Genomic DNA, 17,088 nt, shown 5'->3' on the forward strand with positions numbered 1-17,088 from the left:
GCGCATTGTTGCCGTCGGCCCACAATTCACACCTGTGGACAACCCTGGGGAAACTCAGCCGCGGTGATACCTCGGCGCGCGTCCGGCGTAGAACGTCCGGCGGTAGATCCCGCGGATGATCTCGGCCTCGTACCCGTCCAGCTCCGGCATCCCGAGCCCCCGCGCGACCTCCAGCTCGGCCTCGGCGTCGTACGGCACCCGGACGAACTGGATCGAGAACGGCGCCGGCTCCGGTGATCCGACGAGGCCTTCGAGGATCACGTACCCCGGCGTCGGATCCCCGAGGCTGTTGCCGACCGATCCCGTGTTGAACAGCACCTGCCCGCGGTCTTCCTCGTAGTACGGGTCGTGGATGTCGGCGTACCCGACGATCGCCGGCACCGGCCCGTCACCGGTGGCCGGCGTGTTCTCGAAGAAGCTCCGGTACTGCGCTTCGTCGTGGTCGAACTGGATCCGGTGATGGACACTCCGCGCCGACGCATGGAACAACCGCACCTGCCGGCCGCTCAGCAGGAAGTCGTGGCAGAACGGCAGGCCTCGCAACCACGCCCACTGGTCCTCGCGCAGCTCGTTCTTCCACCACCGGAGCCCTTCGCTGTCCTCGGTCCGGGCGGGATCGGGCAGGAAGTCGTCCCAGTTCCCGAGGATGTTCACCTCACAGACCTCCCGGCACCGATCCACCACCGCCTGCCCGCGCGGCCCCTTCCCCACGTAGTCGCCGAGATTGAAGATCCGCGAGATCCCGCGCCTACCGATGTCCTCGAGCACCGCCTCCAACGCCGTCAGGTTGCCGTGCACATCAGAGATCAGCGCGATCCGCTCCATGACCTCATGCTTTCATCTCACCAGTTGCCGGACGGGCCGGCGGGTTCGGGGATGCGCTCCTGGGCGGCGGCGTTCGGGGTCGTCTGCGGTCGGCTTCTGGAGGCGCGGGATGCTGAGCGGCCGGCCATCGGGCCGGCGGCGGAGGGCGGGGTGATGGAGCCGCCGCCGGATTCACCGGCCGAGTGCGAGGCCGCGCCGGCGATGCCGCCCGCCGTCTTCCGGGCGGCGGCGAGGCCGACGCCGGCCGGCCCGGCGATCTTCGCCCCGACCGCACCGATCGCGCCGGTGGCGCCGGCGCCACCGGTCGCGCCGGCACCGCCGCCGGCGGAGCCTCCGGTACTGCTGACCGAACTGCTGCCCCGGCCCGCGCCGGAGCTGCCGACGTTGACCGCGCCGGTCGCAAGACCGCCCGGGTCGGCGACCGAACTGCCCATGCCGGAGGCGCCGCCGGCCACAGCCGCGGTGACCGGAACCATGAACCGCAGCAGCGCCGGCAACGCGAAGATCGCGAGCAGGAGCATCATCATCCCGGTCATCGCGCTCACCACCGCGTCACCGCCGCCCAGGGTGCCGTCCTTCGTGGCCCGCAGCGCCGCCGCGTAGACGAGCGCGGCCGCCGGCTTGTAGGCGATGAACGCCAGCGACCAGCCGCAGAACTTCCGGAACCAGGCGCGGCCCATCTCGGTGTTGGTCGCGGCGGCGGCCAGCGGGAACGCCCCGGCCAGCAGGACCAGCAGCGCCGAGCGCACGAGCATCAGGACCATCTGGATCAGCCCGGCGACGATCACCGCGCCGTTGATCGAGATCGCCAGCAACGCCGGCAGGGACGCCGCGACGAGCTCCTCCGTCGTACCGCCTCCGAACGCCGACGCCACGGAGATCTCCTGGGCCGCCGAATTCACGATGCGGACCGAGAAGTCGTCCGCCCACGCGGTCAGCAGGTGCAGTGTCGCGGTCCCGGCTCCGGCGACGACCACGAAGGTCAGGATCGCCTTGAGCAGCTCCTGCAGCGGCTTCGCGCGCTGCTCCCACGCGATCCGCATACCCGCGATCAGGATGGCTACCGTGAACACCGCCGCCGTGACACCCAGCAGGCTGTGCTGCAGGAAGTCGACTGTGGCGCTGTTGGTAAACGTGTCGCCGTTCTGCTGGGCCAGCGTCGGCGTGACCTTGGGCCGGAGCCAGAACGTCGCCGAGTCCAGGGTTTGCAGTGCGGCCCTGGTCGACTCCTCCCGCAACTGGTCGATCGCACTGGTCGCCATCGACTGCAAGCCGTCCTTGATGTGGCACCCGACTTCCATCTTTCCGCACATCAGACACCACTCCAGGCAACGAAGTCGGACAGGTCACGGTGCTGGGCGAAGGGCGCGCCGACCGGTTCGCCGACGGCCGGTGGCTGTAGTCGCCAGTCGCCGTCGTGCCAGACGAGCGTGAGCGTGAGACTCATGTACGCCGACTCGACCGGCGCGGCCAGCAGCAGGCTGACGCGGTCCGGGCCGGCGTCGATGACGCGGTACCCGGCGAGCTGAGGCACGGAGTACCCGCTGGACGCTGGATCGGCCTGGAGCTCTCGGATCAGCGCGTCGGTCGCGCGGCCCGGGACCATCAGCCGGCGCGCGGTCTCGACGACGCGGCCTTGGTCGGCCATCGCGGCGTACGCACTGTAGGCGGCGTACACCGCGCCGGTCGGCGAGTGCGCGAAGCACCGGCGGAAGCCGTCGGCGTCGGACACGACCGGACCGTAGGTCGCCGACCGAGGTACGACGATCCGCCTGCTCACCTCCCACCCGTCCACCGACGGCGCCCGCTCCGGCACCGCCTGCTCCCCGGCATCCAGACGGCATCGGGCCGAGCCCGACCCACGACCGGCACTTGATCCGACGCTCGGCACAGACTCGGGCCGCCCACCCGGCTCAGCTTGCCCACCCGGCTCGGCTCGCCCACCCGGCTCGGCTTGACCACCCGGCTCGGCATGACCGCCCGGCTCTGGGAGCCCGCCCGGCTCGATGGTCGCAGCGGCTCGTTGCGGGCTGTCGCCCGGCGCCGCCACCACCTCGGCGGGCGTCCGCCCGCTGATCAGCAACACGCCGCCGCACACCACCACCGCGCCGATCACGATGCAGGCCGCGACGAACCCGGGCCCGAACGGTGACTGCTGCTCGCCGCTGTCGCTCATCTGACTCCCCGATCCGCCGGTTGAGAACCTCACGGGTCAAGCCTGGCAAAAATCGCAGATCCGCCGCGGAAGTTATCCACAGGCCCCGCACCGTCCTAGACCGGATGCGGTCGTTACGCTCGGAGGGCTTGCGGTTGTGGGTCGATGTGTAGCCGAAAGGTCACCCCGTGTAGCGAAGTGACCTAGTCAGCTAATAGAGTCCGCGCATGACCATCGCGCCTTCGCTTTGCTCGCCCCTAGCGCTCGCCGATGCAGAACCCACTCGCGCCGCGGAACCCTGGGAAAGCGACGTGCTCACGGCCTACGGCCTGCTGCGGGAAGCAGCAGCCGAACTGGATCACCTGATGCGCCATTCCCTGAAGCGCAGTGGACTGCAAATGGCAATGTTCGAACTGCTGCTGCGGCTGGCCCGCAGCAGCGGGGAGAAGCAGCGTCTCACCTCACTCGCCCGGGAGCTGACCGTCACCACCGGCGGCATCACCCGACTGGTCGACCGTGCCGAGAACCTCGGCCTGGTCCGCCGCGAGCCCTGTCCCGACGACGCCCGCGGCTCGTTCGCCGTCCTGACCGAGGAGGGGAAGCGGCGGCTGCGCGACGCACTGCCGGACCACCTGCTCGAGATCGACAGCCTCTGGATGTCCCAGCTGGCGGACGAGCGGGACGTCGTCCTCGGCAAGCTCCGCCGGGTCCGGGACAACGCCCGCCGCTGGCCGAACGGCCGCCCGGGCCTCGGGCCGATCACGCCCGACCGGATCTGAACAGCACCACCGGAAAGCAGCAGCACCCGAAACAACTGAACGAAGCATTACCCGCGACTAACGGATGGGGCGCCCGACTGGTGTCGGGCGCCCCCTCGCGCAATGGTTGAGAAGTGAAGCAACAAGCCGACAGCTCCGCGGCAGAGCATCCCGGACAACCAGCGAAGTCCGGTATCCGGTGGCGCGGTGCCCTCGGCGGTGTCCTCGCCGCCGCGGCCGGCCTCGCGGTCGGCAGTGCGAGCGCCGGAATCCTCGGCACGCCGCAGACGCCCGTGGTGGCGATCGGGTCGGCGTTCATCGACCGGGTCCCGCCATGGCTGAAGGATCTCGCGATCGCCTGGTTCGGCATCCACGACAAGACCGCGCTCCGCGTCGGCATCCTGATCGTGGTCGCTGCGCTCGCCGCGGCCGGCGGCATTCTCGCCGTACGGCGGTACTGGGCCGGCGCCCTGGTCACGATCGCGCTCTGCGGCGTGGCGGTCGCCGCGGCGTTCACTCGCGCCGACTCCGGGCAGACCGGCTTCCTCCCGTCGGCGCTGGCAGGGATCACCGCGCTGATCGTGCTGCGCCTGTTCAGCCGCCGCCTCGAGCCGCTGGTCGATTTCGCGGACGACAACGTCAGCCGGCGCGGGTTCCTGCAGCTCTCGGCGGGTGTCGCGCTCGGCTCGGCGGCCGTCGCCGTACTCGGCAAGGTGGTCGGCGGCGACCGGGCCGCGGTCGCGGAGGCCCGCGCGCGCCTCCGGCTGCCGCAGCCGCCGACCCTGCAGCCGCCGCCCGGTGTTCAGGCGGAGGGCGCCGTACCGTGGGTCACCGCCAACGAGGACTTCTACCGGATCGACACCGCGCTGTCCGTCCCGCAGATCGTGCCGGCCGACTGGAAGCTGCGCGTCCACGGCATGGTCGAGCGGGAACTCGAGCTGACCTTCGACGACCTGCTGAAACGCCAGGTCGTCCACAAGTGGGTCACGCTCACCTGCGTGAGCAACGAGGTCGGCGGCGACCTGGTCGGGAACGCGTTGTGGTCCGGCGTCCTGTTGAAGGACCTGCTGGGCGAGGCGGGTCCGGCGCGCGACGCGGACGCGATCAAGTCGACCTCGAAGGACGGCTTCACCGCCGGTACGCCGCTGCCGACGCTGCTCGACGACCGCCAGGCGATGCTCGCGTTCACGATGAACGGGGAGCCGCTGCCGGTGGAGCACGGGTTCCCGGTGCGGATCGTCGTACCGGGCCTGTACGGCTACGTGTCGGCGACGAAGTGGCTGGTGGACATCGAGGTGACACGGTTCGACCGGTTCGAGGCGTACTGGACGCCGCGCGGCTGGTCCGCGCTCGGCCCGATCAAGCTGTCGTCGCGGATCGACACCCCGCTGGGCAAGAAGGTCGAGCCGGGACCGGTGACCGTGGCCGGCGTGGCCTGGGACCAGCACGTCGGGGTGTCGAAGGTCGAGGTCCGCGTCGACGGAGGCCCGTGGCAGCAAGCGACGCTGGCCGCGGACCCGTCGATCGACACCTGGCGGCAGTGGCACTGGACGTGGGACGCGCCGGGCGGCACGCATCTGCTGCAGGTGCGGGCGTTCGACGCGAAGGGCAATCCACAGATCGAGGCGTCGGCACCACCGGCTCCCAACGGCGCCACCGGGCTGCACACGATCAGCGTGAAGGTCGGCTGACCGCTTCCAGCACCATCGGCAGGAACGTGTGCTCGAGCGACCCGGCCGGAACCTTCCGCGGCTCGAGCAGACTCTGCGACCGCGCTCCCTCGTGCAGCGCCATCACCATCCGGACGAACTGCTCCGCCGGCACCGTCAGCTCCAAGCCGCCGGTCTCGGCGATCTGCTCGACCAGCTTGGTCAAACTCTCGCGGAACATCGCCCGCTGCCGGTTCAGCGCCTCCGCGGCCTCCGGATCGCGCAGCGCGTGCAGCGTGAACTCGGTGGAGATCAGATGCCACTGCCGCTGGTCCGGCGCGGTCTCGTCGAGCAGCCCCAGTACGGCGTCCAGCAGCGAGCCGGGCTGACTCGCGAGCTCGGGCAGCAGCGCCTCGATCTGCTCGAGGAGCCGGTCGGTCGTGGCCTGGAACAGCGCGAGGACCAGCTCGTCCTTGGACGCGAAGTTCGAGTAGAAGGCGCCGCGGGTGAACCCGGCGCGCTCACAGATGTCCTCCACGGACGCACCGTGGAACCCGCGCTCGGCGAACACCTCCAGAGCCCCCGCGAGAAGGCGGGCCCGGGTGTTGGAGCGGCGGCGCTTGGGCGGTTCCATACGGATAGGATACAGTTCTGTATTGAATACACAACCGTATTGAACGGGGATGCGAGATGGAGCTCGAGGCCGCGGGGATCAGCGTGCGTGGTCCGCACGCACCGATGCTGCATGCGACGTCGGTGGCGGTCGCGGATCATCAGCTGGTGCTGCTGACCGGCTACCCGGGTCCAGGGCACGTTGCGGCGTCGCTGGCGCTGTCCGGGCGGCTCAAGCCCGACACCGGGACGGTCCGCCTCGACAGCAAGGCCGACCTGGCCCTGCTCCGGCGACGGGTCGCCGTGGTCGACACCCCTGGCATCACCGAGCCGGACGACGCCCTGCCGGTGCAGACGGTTGTCGGCGAGGAGCTGGCGATCGCAGGGCGCAAGGCGGGACGCAGGGCCGTGCTGGAGTGGCTGAACGAGCACGACGCGGCCGAGCACGCGGACAAGCGGTTCGAGCACCTGCCGGTCGCCGTACGGACCCGGCTACTCACGGAGCTCACAGTGGCGCGTCCCGACGTACAGGTGGTCGTACTGACGATGCCGGATCGTCATGGGGGCGATCCGCACGTTTGGTACGAGCTGGGGCGCCAACTGGCCGCGGACGGGTACGGCGTGATCGTCACATGTGCTGACGCTTCTGCGCGGCTGCTGGACGTCAAGGCCGCTCGAATGGGCGAGACCAACCAGCCGGACCCCGTCCAGGTCGTCCCGGTGGCTCCTGTCGAACCGGTGACCCCGATCGAGGAAGAAGTGGAGGCAGAGGCGTGACCGCGCTGCGGATGGCCCTGAGTGAGTTGCGACGTCTGACGGCCGGGCGGCTGCCCAAGCTGGCGGTGGTCGCGCTACTGCTGGTGCCGGTGCTGTACGGCGGCCTGTACCTCTACGCGAACCACGACCCGTACGGACGCCTCGACAAGATCCCCACCGCCGTAGTCGTGGAGGACACCGGTACGACGCTCTCGACCGGCGAGAAGCTCAACGTCGGACCGCAGGTCGCGGACGAACTGGTGACGTCGAAGAGCTTCGACTGGCACCAGGTGAGCCGTGCGGACGCGACAGCAGGCGTGTCGGACGGGACGTACGAATTCGCCCTGGTGCTGCCGAAGACGTTCTCGTCCGACCTGGCGTCGAGTGCGGACTTCAAGCCGCGGCAGGCGCAGCTGGAACTGCTGACGAACGACGCCAACAACTACATCGCCCACACGATCGCCAACCAGGTGGTCGCGCAGGTGACGAAGACCGTCGCGTCGCAGGTGAGCGAGACGGCCGCGTCGCAGCTGCTGGCCGGCTACAACACCATCCACAAGCAGGTCAGCACTGCGGCCGCCGGTGCCGCCCAGCTGCAGAACGGGCTGACGTCGGCAGCTACTGGGGTGATGAAGCTGCAGTCCGGTGCGACGCAACTGAACACCGCCCAGAAGCAGCTGTCGGCCGGCGCGAACCAGCTGGCCGCCGGTACTGCGCAAGCGTCGCAAGGCGCAGCGTCGTTGGCCAACGGCGCCAAGCAGCTCGACAACGGCCTGGGCACGCTGAAGGACAAGACCGCGACACTGCCGAAGCAGACGAAGCAGCTGGCGGCCGGCGCGGACCAGGTTGCTGACGGCAACGAGAAGGTCGCCGCCACCGGACAGCAGGTCGCGACTGCGTCCAGCGCACTGGTGCGGGACCTCAAGGCCTTCGACACGCAACTGGCGGCACGGTTGAAGCAGCAGGGCCTCAGCCAGCACCAGATCCGGGTCATCATGCAGGAGACCGCCAAGCTGCGCGCGCCCGTCGTCCAGGCGAACACCAAGATCCAGTCGACGTCGAAGCAGCTCAACCAGCTCGCGACCGGCGCCCGGAAGGTGTCGAACGGCGCCTCGGCGCTGGCCAAGGCGACACCGGCGCTGACGAACGGAATCAGTACTGCGTCCTCAGGGGCTCATGAGCTCAGCACAGGCGCCGGCCAGCTGAAGACAGGCCTCGGCACGCTGCAGACCGGTGCGCAGAAGCTCGCAGCCGGAGAGAAGCAGGCGGTGACCGGGCAGGGGCAGTTGCTGACCGGTGTGAACAGCCTCGCGACCGGTGTCGGTCAGTTGAAGACCGGCGCGACGCAACTGAACACCGGACTGGCCGAGGGCGCGCAGGAGATCCCCAACCCGACCACCGATCAGCGCAAGGCGGTGGCCGAGACGCTGGGTGCACCTGTCACGCTGCAGAACGTCTCCCAGGCCACGGCCGACAGCTACGGCGCCGGCCTGGCGCCCTTCTTCCTCTGCCTGGCGTGCTGGATCGGCGCGTACGTTCTCTTCCTGCTGGTTCGCCCGCTGTCGCCGCGCGCACTGGCTGCGCTCCAGTCGCCGTTCCGCGTCGCGCTCGGCGGTTGGTTGCCTCCGGCCCTCTTCGGCGCCGTACAGGCCACGCTGGTCTTCGTGGCCGTCGTACTCGGGCTCGGGATCCACGCCGCGCACCCGTGGCTGACGGTCGGCTTCCTGATCCTGACGTCGTTCACGTTCGTCGCCATCCTGCACGCGCTGTCGGCGTGGTTCGGCGCGGTCGGGAAGTTCCTCGGCCTCGTGCTGATGGTCATCCAGCTGGTGAGTGCCGGCGGCACGTTCCCGTGGCAGACGATCCCGGAGCCGCTGTACTTCTTCCACCACGCGCTCCCGATGAGCTACGCGATCGACGGCGTCCGCCACCTCATGTACGGCGGTCCCGGCGCCTCCCTCGGCCAGGACCTGCTGGCGCTCGCCGCCTGGTTCGCCGCCGCGCTGGCCGCGTCGACCCTCGCCGCCCGCAACCAGCGCGTCTGGCCGGCGAAGAAGCTCCAGCCGGAGTTGGCGCTCTAGGTCCTGTCTGGTGATCCAGCGCCTAACTGTTGACGAAGGCGGCGGTCTCGGTGATGAGTTTGTGCGTGGTGGGTTGGTCGAAGAAGGTGATGAGCGCCTCGTACGTGCCCGCTTCGGCCGCGGACGGGTCGACCACGTAGCCGTAGTACCCGTCGGTGTAGCCGATGACGCGGGTGATCGGATACGTGCTGTCGGCCTGCAGGCACGCGCCGTGGACGGCGAAGAGCTCGACCGGCAGGTTGATCCAGCAGACGTCCCCCATCGTCACGGTGCTGATCGACAGGTCCAGCGCCGGCGGCAGCGACGCGGCAGCCATCAGCGCCTGACCGCGCGCACCGTCGAGACGGGTCTGGGAGATCCGCCCTGACGGGTCGTCCGAGCCGGTGTCGACCCGGCTCTCCACGACCGACGCGAGCTTCTCGGCCTCGTCGACCGGCGGCACCGACCGGACCGGCAGCGTCAGAGTGGTACGACGGATCGCCGGCGCCGACTGCGGGAGTTCGAGGCCGGGAGACGTCAGCGCCTCGCGAACCCGCGCCGCCAGCAGACCGCCCAGCCGGGCAACCTCCTCGGCGCCGCGGCCCTGACGCGTGAACCGCGGACTGACGTCACCCGCGGCACCTTGGAGGAACCCGACGACCGCGGGCGCCAAGGCGGCACGCGCGGCACCCGGCCAGTCGGCGGAGTACTTCATGTTCTCCGGGCCGTACGTCGTGGGGTGGCAGGCGAAGTCCAGCAGGACGGCCTCGAGCGAGCCGTCCGCGCCGTGCAGCGCGAGGATGCCGGCGGTGTTGTCGTGCGGGCCGTTCCTGCGGTGCCGGTTGGTGCCGACGCCGACGACCTCGATCGAATGCCAGGTCGCCGTCACCGGCTGCCGTTCCAACGTGGCAGTCCGGACCGCACCGACCAAGGCGTCGGCGAGCACCGGTTCGCGTTCGGCCGGGATGACGGGATGGATCTCCCCGGTCCATCCCGACGGGCCGGAGTGCGTGTGCGACGCGGACACCACGACCTGCGCCGGCGGGATGCCGGCCGCGGCACCGGCGGCCGCGGCGAGCTCGGATGAGAGCGTGCTCCCGACGGCTATCGCGTCGAGCGTCAGCCAGAGCACCCCCGGATCGTCCGCGGTGGACAACCAGATCAAGGTCGCACGGAGTGGATCCGCGGTACCGGTCGCGAGTCCGGTGCGGGCGGCGTACCCATCGAGCCGGTGGCCGGGCGGCGGGGTGACGTCCAGGGACGTCGCGGCCAGAAGGAGTTCGTTCACGGAAGTCTCCAGCTGTCATACCGGCGCTGATCTGACGATGCCGGCCAGATAACGGCCAGCACCGTAATTATCGTTCCTCAGTCTCCCCGACGATAGGTGACGATCAGGTCGCCGTACGTTCCGGCAGGTCCGGTCGCGAGCCGTTCGGCGCCGTCGAGCGAGTTCCCGGCCGCCGGAGTCAGTTGAGCTCGCAACGGCAACGCCTCGCGGACGGGGGTCAGCAACTGCTCGCCCGCACCTTCGAAAAGCCCGCCGACACAGGCGACCGGCACCGGCCCTTCACCCGCCAGTTGTGCGACCGCGGCGCCGATCGTCTCGGCGATGTCACCCGCGGCCTGCACGAGGACGTCGTACGCCACCGGATCGCCTTCGGCGGCACAACGCAGTACCTCGGGAGCGAAGCGCGCCACGTCGTCGACCAGTGTGGACGACCGGTACAACGCGACCGGGTCCAGTGCGGTGTCCGCCAGCTTCGTCACCGGACCGCGACCGTCCCTGGCACGTTGTACTGCGACGAGTCCGGCGCGGCCGATCGCGAACGCGCTGCCCGCGTCGCCGAACAGGTACCCGTGCCCGTCAAGCTTCCGCCAGGTGCCGTCGCGGTCGACCGCCAGGCAGACCAGCCCGGTCCCGGCGGCAACGACCACGCCGTACCCGTCGGGCAGCGCACCGGCATGCGCGGTGACCATGTCCTGGCTCAGCCGCACCTCGTCTGCGTTCAGGACCTCGGCGACTTCGGCCGCGAACGCCTGTGCGGCCCCGTGCGCCTGCGGGTAGCCCGTCAGGCCGAGCGCGACCACCTCGACCGGACCGCTGACCTCGGCCTCGATCGCGGCGGTACGAATCGCGTCGAGCAACTTGACCACGGCGTCCGGTCCGTGGGTGTACCCGGGCCCCTTCCCGGTACGGCGGGACGGCAGCACTCGGAGTCGAAGAGCGGACTGACCGCCGTCGATGGCGATGCGGGTCATTGGCTGGTCCAAGGTGAAGAGTCCGGCAACGATGAAGTGCAGCGTACCCACAGGGTCCGGCCTGGACCTAGGACAGACGGACCACCTCGAGTTCAGCCATCAGAGTCGCCAGCGGTACGCCGGTCAACTGGATGCTCGGCTGCATCCAGTCGTTGAGGATCGGGTCCTGCCCGGCGAGGTGACCCGTGAGCTCGGCCTGCCGCAACTCGAAGACATGCGCCGCGTTGCCGGTCAGGTCGACGACGCTCTGCATCAGCCGGCCGACCTGGTCGTCCCACAGCACGTCCTCGAACTCGTGCTGGTCCGGACGGATCAGCAGCAGGTCGACGTCGCTGTCCGGATCGCCGTCGCCGCGCGCGATCGCGCCGTACACACTCGCGTGCACGGCCGGGATCCGCCAGCCGCCGATCTCGGCGGCGAGGCGGTCGATCAACATGCCGCGGAGGTTCGCCAGCTGCTCGACGATCGGCGCGACCAGGTGCTTGCGGTTGAGGCGATAGAGCAACGAGTTGCCGAGGTCGTCGACATGGACCAGGCCGGTCGCCGCCAGCCGCTGCAGGACCAGCCGCACGCCCGCGACACTTCCGGCGCCGGCCAGCTTGTGGATCTGCCGCCCGGACAGGCCTTCCTCGGCCTGTGCCAGCACCAGCAGTACCGGCCCGTCCAGCGACGGCACCACTGTGCTGATCGGGCTCTTCAGGTCCATGATCCGAACCACCCTAGTGATCGCCCAGCTCCTCCAGTAATCACCGTGACGCGTCAGCCAGAATCCAAAAACAAGCACGCTTGATTCTTTTTCCGGACCGTGGGACGCTCGGCTGCACGATCCCCTGGCGAGGGAGTGCAGCGGTGCGACTGGACGAAGTACTGGCTGATCTGTGGGCCGAGAGTGCGGAGCTGGACCGCCTGGTCGGTGGGCTGGCCGCCGAGGAGTGGACGACGCCGACACCGGCCGAGGGCTGGACGATCGCGCATCAGATCGCCCACCTGGCCTGGACCGACGAGGCGGCGCAGCTGGCCGCGACCGATCCCGAGGCGTTCAAGGCGTCGCTGCAGAAGGCGGCCGCGAGCCCCACGACGTACGTCGACGACGGCGCCGCGGAGACCGCCGCGCTGCCGCCGGACCAGCTGCTGACCTACTGGCGGGAGACGCGCGCCGAGCTGGCCACGGCGCTGAAACGGGTGCCGGCCGGCGAGAAGGTGCTCTGGTACGGGCCGCCGATGAGCCCGACGTCGATGGCGACCGCGCGGCTGATGGAGACCTGGGCGCACGGGCAGGACGTGTTCGACGCACTCGGCGTACGGCGGCAACCGAGCAACCGGCTGCGCCACGTCGCGCATCTCGCGGTCCGCACCCGGGACTTCGCGTACCTGCTCAACGACCGCACGCCGCCGGCCGCGGAGTTCCGCGTCGAACTGACCGGGCCGGACGGCGACGCGTGGAGCTGGGGACCTGAGGACGCGACCCAGCGAGTGACGGCGCCGGCGCTCGACTTCTGCCTGCTGGCCACACAACGCCGGCACCGGGACGACCTGGCAGTCGAGGCCGACGGCGCGGACGCCGAGGAGTGGCTGGGGATCATCCAGGCCTTCGCCGGATTGCCCGGGAAGGGGCGGCGGCCGGGGCAGTTCGGATGACCGAGCCGATCCGGATCGGGAACGCCTCCGGGTTCTACGGCGACCGGTTCAGCGCGTTGCAGGAGATGCTGACCGGCGGGCCGTTGGACGTCCTGACCGGGGACTACCTGGCCGAGCTGACGATGCTGATCCTCGGACGCGATCGGTTGAAGGACCCCGGGCTGGGTTATGCGCGGACGTTTCTCCGGCAACTCGAGACCGGGCTCGGCGAGGCGCTCGATCGTGGGGTGAAGATCGTCAGCAACGCGGGCGGTCTGAACCCGTCCGGCCTCGCGGCCGCCATCACCGAACTGGCGGACAAGCTCGGGCTGCATCCGAAGGTGGCCTACGTCGAGGGCGACGATCTGCTGGGCCGGGCCGAGGAGTTGGGGCTGGGGCAGCCGCTCACGGCCAATGCCTACCTGGGCGCGTGGGGTATCGCCGAGGCGCTGCATGCCGGTGCGGACGTGGTCGTCACCGGACGGGTGACCGACGCGTCCGTGATCGTCGGGCCGGCGGCGGCGCATCACGGCTGGAAACGGACGCAGTACGACGAACTCGCCGGCGCCGTCGCGGCCGGGCACGTGATCGAGTGCGGATGCCAGGCGACCGGCGGCAACTACGCGTTCTTCACCGAGATCCGCGACTTCGGGCGGCCCGGTTTCCCGATCGCGGAGATCCACGCGGACGGCAGCACTGTGATCACCAAGCACGACAACACTGGCGGCGCGGTCACGATCGACACGGTCAAGGCCCAACTGCTCTATGAGGTCGCGGGTGCCCGGTACGCCGGTCCGGACGTCACGACGCGGCTCGACACGATCGAGCTCTCGGACGACGGCCCCGACCAGGTGCGGATCTCGGGCGTCCGCGGCGAGGCGCCGCCGCCGACGTACAAGGTCTCGCTGAACAGCGTCGGCGGGTTCCGCAACGAGGTCACCTTCGTACTCACCGGACTGCAACTGGAGCAGAAGGCCGAGCTGGTGCAGCGGCAGCTGGAGCAGTCGCTGCCGCGGCGGCCGGCCGAGCTGACCTGGACGCTCGCCTGGACCGAGAAGCCGAATGCGCTTTCCGAAGAGGAGGCCAGCGTTTTCCTGCGCTGCGCGGTGAAGGATCCGGACCCGAAGGTCGTCGGGCGCGCGTTCAGCAACGCGGCGGTCGAGCTGGCGCTGGCGAGCTACCCCGGGTTCCACGTCACCGCGCCGCCCGGCGACGGTTCGCCGTACGGCGTTTTCCGGGCCGGATACGTCGACATCCACGAGGTGGAGCACGTCGTCGTCCTCCCGGACGGAACGCGACATGTGGTGGAACCCGCGGCGCAGACCCAGCCGCTGCAGCCGGTCGACGACATCGAGGAGCCGATGCCGTTGCTGCAGCTCTCGAGCGGACCGCCCCGGACCCGGGAGGTTCCGCTCGGCCGGATCGCCGGCGCGCGCTCCGGCGACAAGGGCGGCGACGCGAACGTCGGCGTGTGGGTCCGCGACGAGAAGACCTTCCGCTGGCTGGCGCACACGCTGACGGTCGACCTCTTCAAGGAGCTGCTGCCGGAGACGCAGCCGCTTTCCGTCACGCGGTACCTGTTTCCGAACCTGTGGGCGGTGAACTTCGTCGTCGAGGGTCTGCTGGGTGAGGGCGTCGCGGCCCAGGCACGCTTCGACCCGCAGGCGAAGGCGCTCGGCGAATGGCTGCGCTCGCGGTACGTCGACGTACCGGAGGTGTTGCTGTGAACGACTTCAGGGATTCCGTACGGCGGTTCATGGCAGCGGAAGTGTTGCCGCACTTGGATCAGTGGGAGCGGGACGGCGAGCTGCCGCGGGAGCTGCACAAGAAGGCGGGCGCTCTCGGATTGCTGGGCGTCGGGTTCCCGGAGGCGGTCGGTGGTGGCGGCGGGTCGTTGCTCGACGCGATCGACGTGGTCGAGGAGATGCATTTCACCGGCGGCTCCGGCGGTCTCGTCGCCTCTCTGTTGACGTGCGGCATCGCGCTTCCGCATATCGTTGCTGGGGGCAATGAAAAGCAGATCGAGCGGTGGGTTCGGCCGACGTTGAGCGGCGAGCTGATCGGCGCGCTGGCGATCACGGAGCCCGGTGGTGGGTCCGATGTGGCGTCTCTTCGTACGCTGGCTCGGCGCGAAGGTGACGTCTTCGTCGTGAACGGTGCGAAGACGTACATCACGTCCGGGTGTCGCGCGGATTTTGTGACCACAGCAGTACGCACTGACGGCCCTGGAGCGCAGGGCATCAGCCTGCTGGTCATCGAAGCGGGTTCGGCCGGGTTCGGGGTTTCCCGGAAGCTGGAGAAGATGGGGTGGCTGTGTTCGGACACGGCCGAGCTGGCGTTCGACGACGTACGGGTGCCGGTGGGCAATCTCGTCGGTGCGCCGGGCTCCGGGTTCGTGCAGCTGGCCGTGAACTTCGTCGCCGAGCGGCTGACGCTGGCGGTGCAGGCGTACGCCGGTGCTCAGCGGGCGCTCGACCTGACCGTCGAGTGGTGCCGGCAGCGGGAGACGTTCGGGCGGCCGTTGATCTCGCGGCAGAGCGTGCAGCACACGCTGACCGAGATGGCGCGGCGGATCGACGTGACGCGGGTCTATGTGCATTCGGTGGCCGAGCGGGCGGTTCGTGGTGAGGACGTGATCGCCGAGACCTGTTTCGCGAAGAACACCGCCGTTGAGGCTGGGCAGTGGGTTTGTGACCAGGCGCTGCAGTTGCACGGCGGCCTCGGCTACATGCGCGAGGCCGAGGTCGAACGCCAGTACCGCGACCAGAAGATCCTCGCCATCGGCGGCGGCACCACCGAGATCCTCACCGGCCTCGCCTCGAAACGACTGGGGTTCAGCTCATGAGCAACCGTGAGGCGATGCTGGAGAAGCTCGCCGCTCTCGACGTCGAGCACGCGAAGGCGCTCGCCGGCGGCGGGCCGAAGTACGTCGATCGGCACCACCAGCGCGGCAAGCTGCTGGTCCGGGAGCGGATCGAGCTGCTGCTCGACCCCGACTCGTACTTCCTCGAGCTGTCGCCGCTGGCCGGCTGGGGATCGGACTTCACGGTCGGCGCCAGCCTGGTCACGGGCATCGGCGTGGTCGAGGGCGTCGAGTGCCTGATCACCGCGAACGACCCGACCGTCAAGGGCGGCGCCAGCAACCCCTGGACCTTGAAGAAGGCGCTGCGGGCCGACGAGATCGCGCGCGCGAACCGGCTGCCGGTGATCAGCCTGGTCGAGTCCGGCGGCGCGGACCTGCCGACCCAGAAGGAGATCTTCATCCCCGGCGGTGCGATGTTCCGGAACCTCACCCGACTGTCCGCCGAGGGGATCCCGACGATCGCGCTGGTGTTCGGCAACTCGACTGCGGGCGGCGCGTACATCCCGGGCATGAGCGACCACGTGGTGATGGTCGACGGCGGCGCCAAGGTGTTCCTGGCCGGGCCGCCGCTGGTGAAGATGGCGACCGGTGAGGACGCGGACGACGAGTCGCTCGGCGGTGCCGCGATGCACGCCCGGCAGTCCGGGCTCGCCGACTACTTCGCGGTCGACGAGCAGGACGCGATCCGGCTCGGACGGCAGATCGTGTCCCGGCTCAACTGGCGCAAGCTCGGCCCGCCGCCCGCTCCGGTGTACGACGAACCGCGGTTCGACGCGGACGAACTGCTGGACATCGTGCCGGGGGACCTGAAGATCCCCTTCGATCCGCGGGACGTGATCGCCCGCGTGGTGGACGGGTCGGTGTTCGACGAGTTCAAGCCGCTGTACGGCTCGTCGCTGGCGACCGGGTGGGCGTCGGTGCACGGGTACCCGGTCGGGATCCTGGCGAACGCGCGCGGCGTGCTGTTCAGCGAGGAGTCGCAGAAGGCGGCGCAGTTCATCCAGCTGGCGAACCGCGCGAACACGCCGTTGATCTTCCTGCACAACACGACCGGCTACATGGTCGGGCAGGAGTACGAGCAGGGCGGGATCATCAAGCACGGCGCGCAGATGATCAACGCGGTCTCGAACTCGCGCGTGCCGCACGTCTCGATCCTGATGGGGGCGTCGTACGGCGCCGGGCACTACGGGATGTGCGGGCGGGCGTTCGATCCGCGGTTCCTGTTCGCGTGGCCGTCGGCGAAGTCCGCGGTGATGGGGCCACAGCAGCTCGCCGGGGTGCTGTCGATCGTCGCGCGGGCGGCCGCGGAGGCGAAGGGGCAGCCGTACGACGAGCAGGCCGACCAGCAGATGCGGGCGTACGTCGAGGGGCAGATCGAGGCGGAGTCGCTGCCGCTGTTCCTGTCCGGGCGGTTGTACGACGACGGCGTGATCGATCCGCGCGACACCCGGACCGTGCTGGGCATCTGTCTGTCCGCGATCCACTCCGCCCCCGTCGAAGGTACGTCGAACTTCGGCGTCTTCAGGATGTGATG

16 protein-coding genes are annotated in these 17,088 nt (G+C 69.8%); 9 read left to right on the forward strand and 7 right to left on the reverse strand.

Features of this window, described 5'->3' with window-relative positions:
• Positions 1–54 precede the first annotated feature (54 nt).
• The 3 genes from ABN611_RS11555 to ABN611_RS11565 are packed head-to-tail and all read right to left on the reverse strand — an operon-like array spanning position 55 to position 2,641.
• Positions 55–825, reverse strand: a complete 771-nt coding sequence (locus ABN611_RS11555) for a metallophosphoesterase family protein (protein ID WP_350279828.1) — start codon at positions 823–825, stop codon at positions 55–57.
• A 17-nt stretch (positions 826–842) separates the two neighbouring features.
• On the reverse strand, positions 843–2,126 hold the full coding sequence (locus tag ABN611_RS11560) for a hypothetical protein (protein WP_350279829.1): 1,284 nt from the start codon (positions 2,124–2,126) through the stop codon (positions 843–845).
• Positions 2,127–2,137: 11 nt separating this feature from the next.
• Positions 2,138–2,641: a hypothetical protein gene (locus ABN611_RS11565; RefSeq protein WP_350279830.1), complete on the reverse strand. Its 504-nt coding sequence runs from the start codon at positions 2,639–2,641 to the stop codon at positions 2,138–2,140.
• A gap of 190 nt (positions 2,642–2,831) precedes the next feature.
• Here ABN611_RS11565 and ABN611_RS11570 point away from each other — a divergent pair, with 190 nt between their 5' ends.
• From ABN611_RS11570 to ABN611_RS11580, 3 genes are all read left to right on the forward strand, one after another.
• Complete coding sequence (locus tag ABN611_RS11570) at positions 2,832–3,005, forward strand: hypothetical protein (RefSeq protein WP_350279831.1); 174 nt, start codon at positions 2,832–2,834, stop codon at positions 3,003–3,005.
• Positions 3,006–3,378: 373 nt separating this feature from the next.
• Entirely contained in the window at positions 3,379–3,759 is a 381-nt protein-coding gene (locus ABN611_RS11575) for a MarR family transcriptional regulator (RefSeq protein WP_350279832.1), read from the forward strand.
• A 113-nt stretch (positions 3,760–3,872) separates the two neighbouring features.
• On the forward strand, positions 3,873–5,429 hold the full coding sequence (locus ABN611_RS11580) for a molybdopterin-dependent oxidoreductase (RefSeq protein ID WP_350279833.1): 1,557 nt from the start codon (positions 3,873–3,875) through the stop codon (positions 5,427–5,429).
• Here ABN611_RS11580 and ABN611_RS11585 read toward each other — a convergent pair.
• Entirely contained in the window at positions 5,410–6,021 is a 612-nt protein-coding gene (locus ABN611_RS11585) for a TetR/AcrR family transcriptional regulator (RefSeq protein ID WP_350279834.1), read from the reverse strand. The genes ABN611_RS11580 and ABN611_RS11585 overlap by 20 nt on opposite strands.
• Positions 6,022–6,077: 56 nt before the next feature.
• On the opposite strand from ABN611_RS11585, the gene ABN611_RS11590 reads away from it, so the two are divergent.
• A complete protein-coding gene (locus ABN611_RS11590) occupies positions 6,078–6,776 on the forward strand; it encodes a hypothetical protein (protein ID WP_350279835.1) in 699 nt (232 codons plus the stop codon).
• Positions 6,773–8,836, forward strand: coding sequence for a YhgE/Pip domain-containing protein (locus ABN611_RS11595; protein ID WP_350279836.1), 2,064 nt, complete (start codon positions 6,773–6,775; stop codon positions 8,834–8,836). Before ABN611_RS11590 ends, ABN611_RS11595 begins: the two co-directional genes overlap by 4 nt.
• Positions 8,837–8,858: 22 nt before the next feature.
• On the opposite strand, the gene ABN611_RS11600 is transcribed toward ABN611_RS11595, so the two are convergent.
• The 3 genes from ABN611_RS11600 to ABN611_RS11610 form a co-directional block, all read right to left on the reverse strand.
• Positions 8,859–10,103 (reverse strand): hypothetical protein, encoded by a 1,245-nt coding sequence (locus ABN611_RS11600; RefSeq protein ID WP_350279837.1) that lies wholly within the window; start codon positions 10,101–10,103, stop codon positions 8,859–8,861.
• A gap of 77 nt (positions 10,104–10,180) precedes the next feature.
• Entirely contained in the window at positions 10,181–11,074 is an 894-nt protein-coding gene (locus tag ABN611_RS11605) for a BadF/BadG/BcrA/BcrD ATPase family protein (protein WP_350279838.1), read from the reverse strand.
• Between the two features lie 67 nt (positions 11,075–11,141).
• Entirely contained in the window at positions 11,142–11,780 is a 639-nt protein-coding gene (locus ABN611_RS11610; RefSeq protein ID WP_350279839.1) for a hypothetical protein, read from the reverse strand.
• A 143-nt stretch (positions 11,781–11,923) separates the two neighbouring features.
• Between ABN611_RS11610 and ABN611_RS11615 the strand changes: the two genes are divergently transcribed.
• The 4 genes from ABN611_RS11615 to ABN611_RS11630 are packed head-to-tail and all read left to right on the forward strand — an operon-like array spanning position 11,924 to position 17,086.
• A complete protein-coding gene (locus ABN611_RS11615; protein WP_350279840.1) occupies positions 11,924–12,712 on the forward strand; it encodes a TIGR03084 family metal-binding protein in 789 nt (262 codons plus the stop codon).
• A complete protein-coding gene (locus ABN611_RS11620; protein WP_350279841.1) occupies positions 12,709–14,418 on the forward strand; it encodes an acyclic terpene utilization AtuA family protein in 1,710 nt (569 codons plus the stop codon). The genes ABN611_RS11615 and ABN611_RS11620 overlap by 4 nt, the downstream gene beginning before the upstream one ends.
• Positions 14,415–15,536: an acyl-CoA dehydrogenase family protein gene (locus ABN611_RS11625; protein ID WP_350279842.1), complete on the forward strand. Its 1,122-nt coding sequence runs from the start codon at positions 14,415–14,417 to the stop codon at positions 15,534–15,536. Before ABN611_RS11620 ends, ABN611_RS11625 begins: the two co-directional genes overlap by 4 nt.
• Positions 15,533–17,086: a carboxyl transferase domain-containing protein gene (locus ABN611_RS11630; protein ID WP_350279843.1), complete on the forward strand. Its 1,554-nt coding sequence runs from the start codon at positions 15,533–15,535 to the stop codon at positions 17,084–17,086. Before ABN611_RS11625 ends, ABN611_RS11630 begins: the two co-directional genes overlap by 4 nt.
• Positions 17,087–17,088 lie beyond the last annotated feature (2 nt).

This window comes from Kribbella sp. HUAS MG21, from assembly GCF_040254265.1.
Lineage (GTDB): Bacteria > Actinomycetota > Actinomycetes > Propionibacteriales > Kribbellaceae > Kribbella.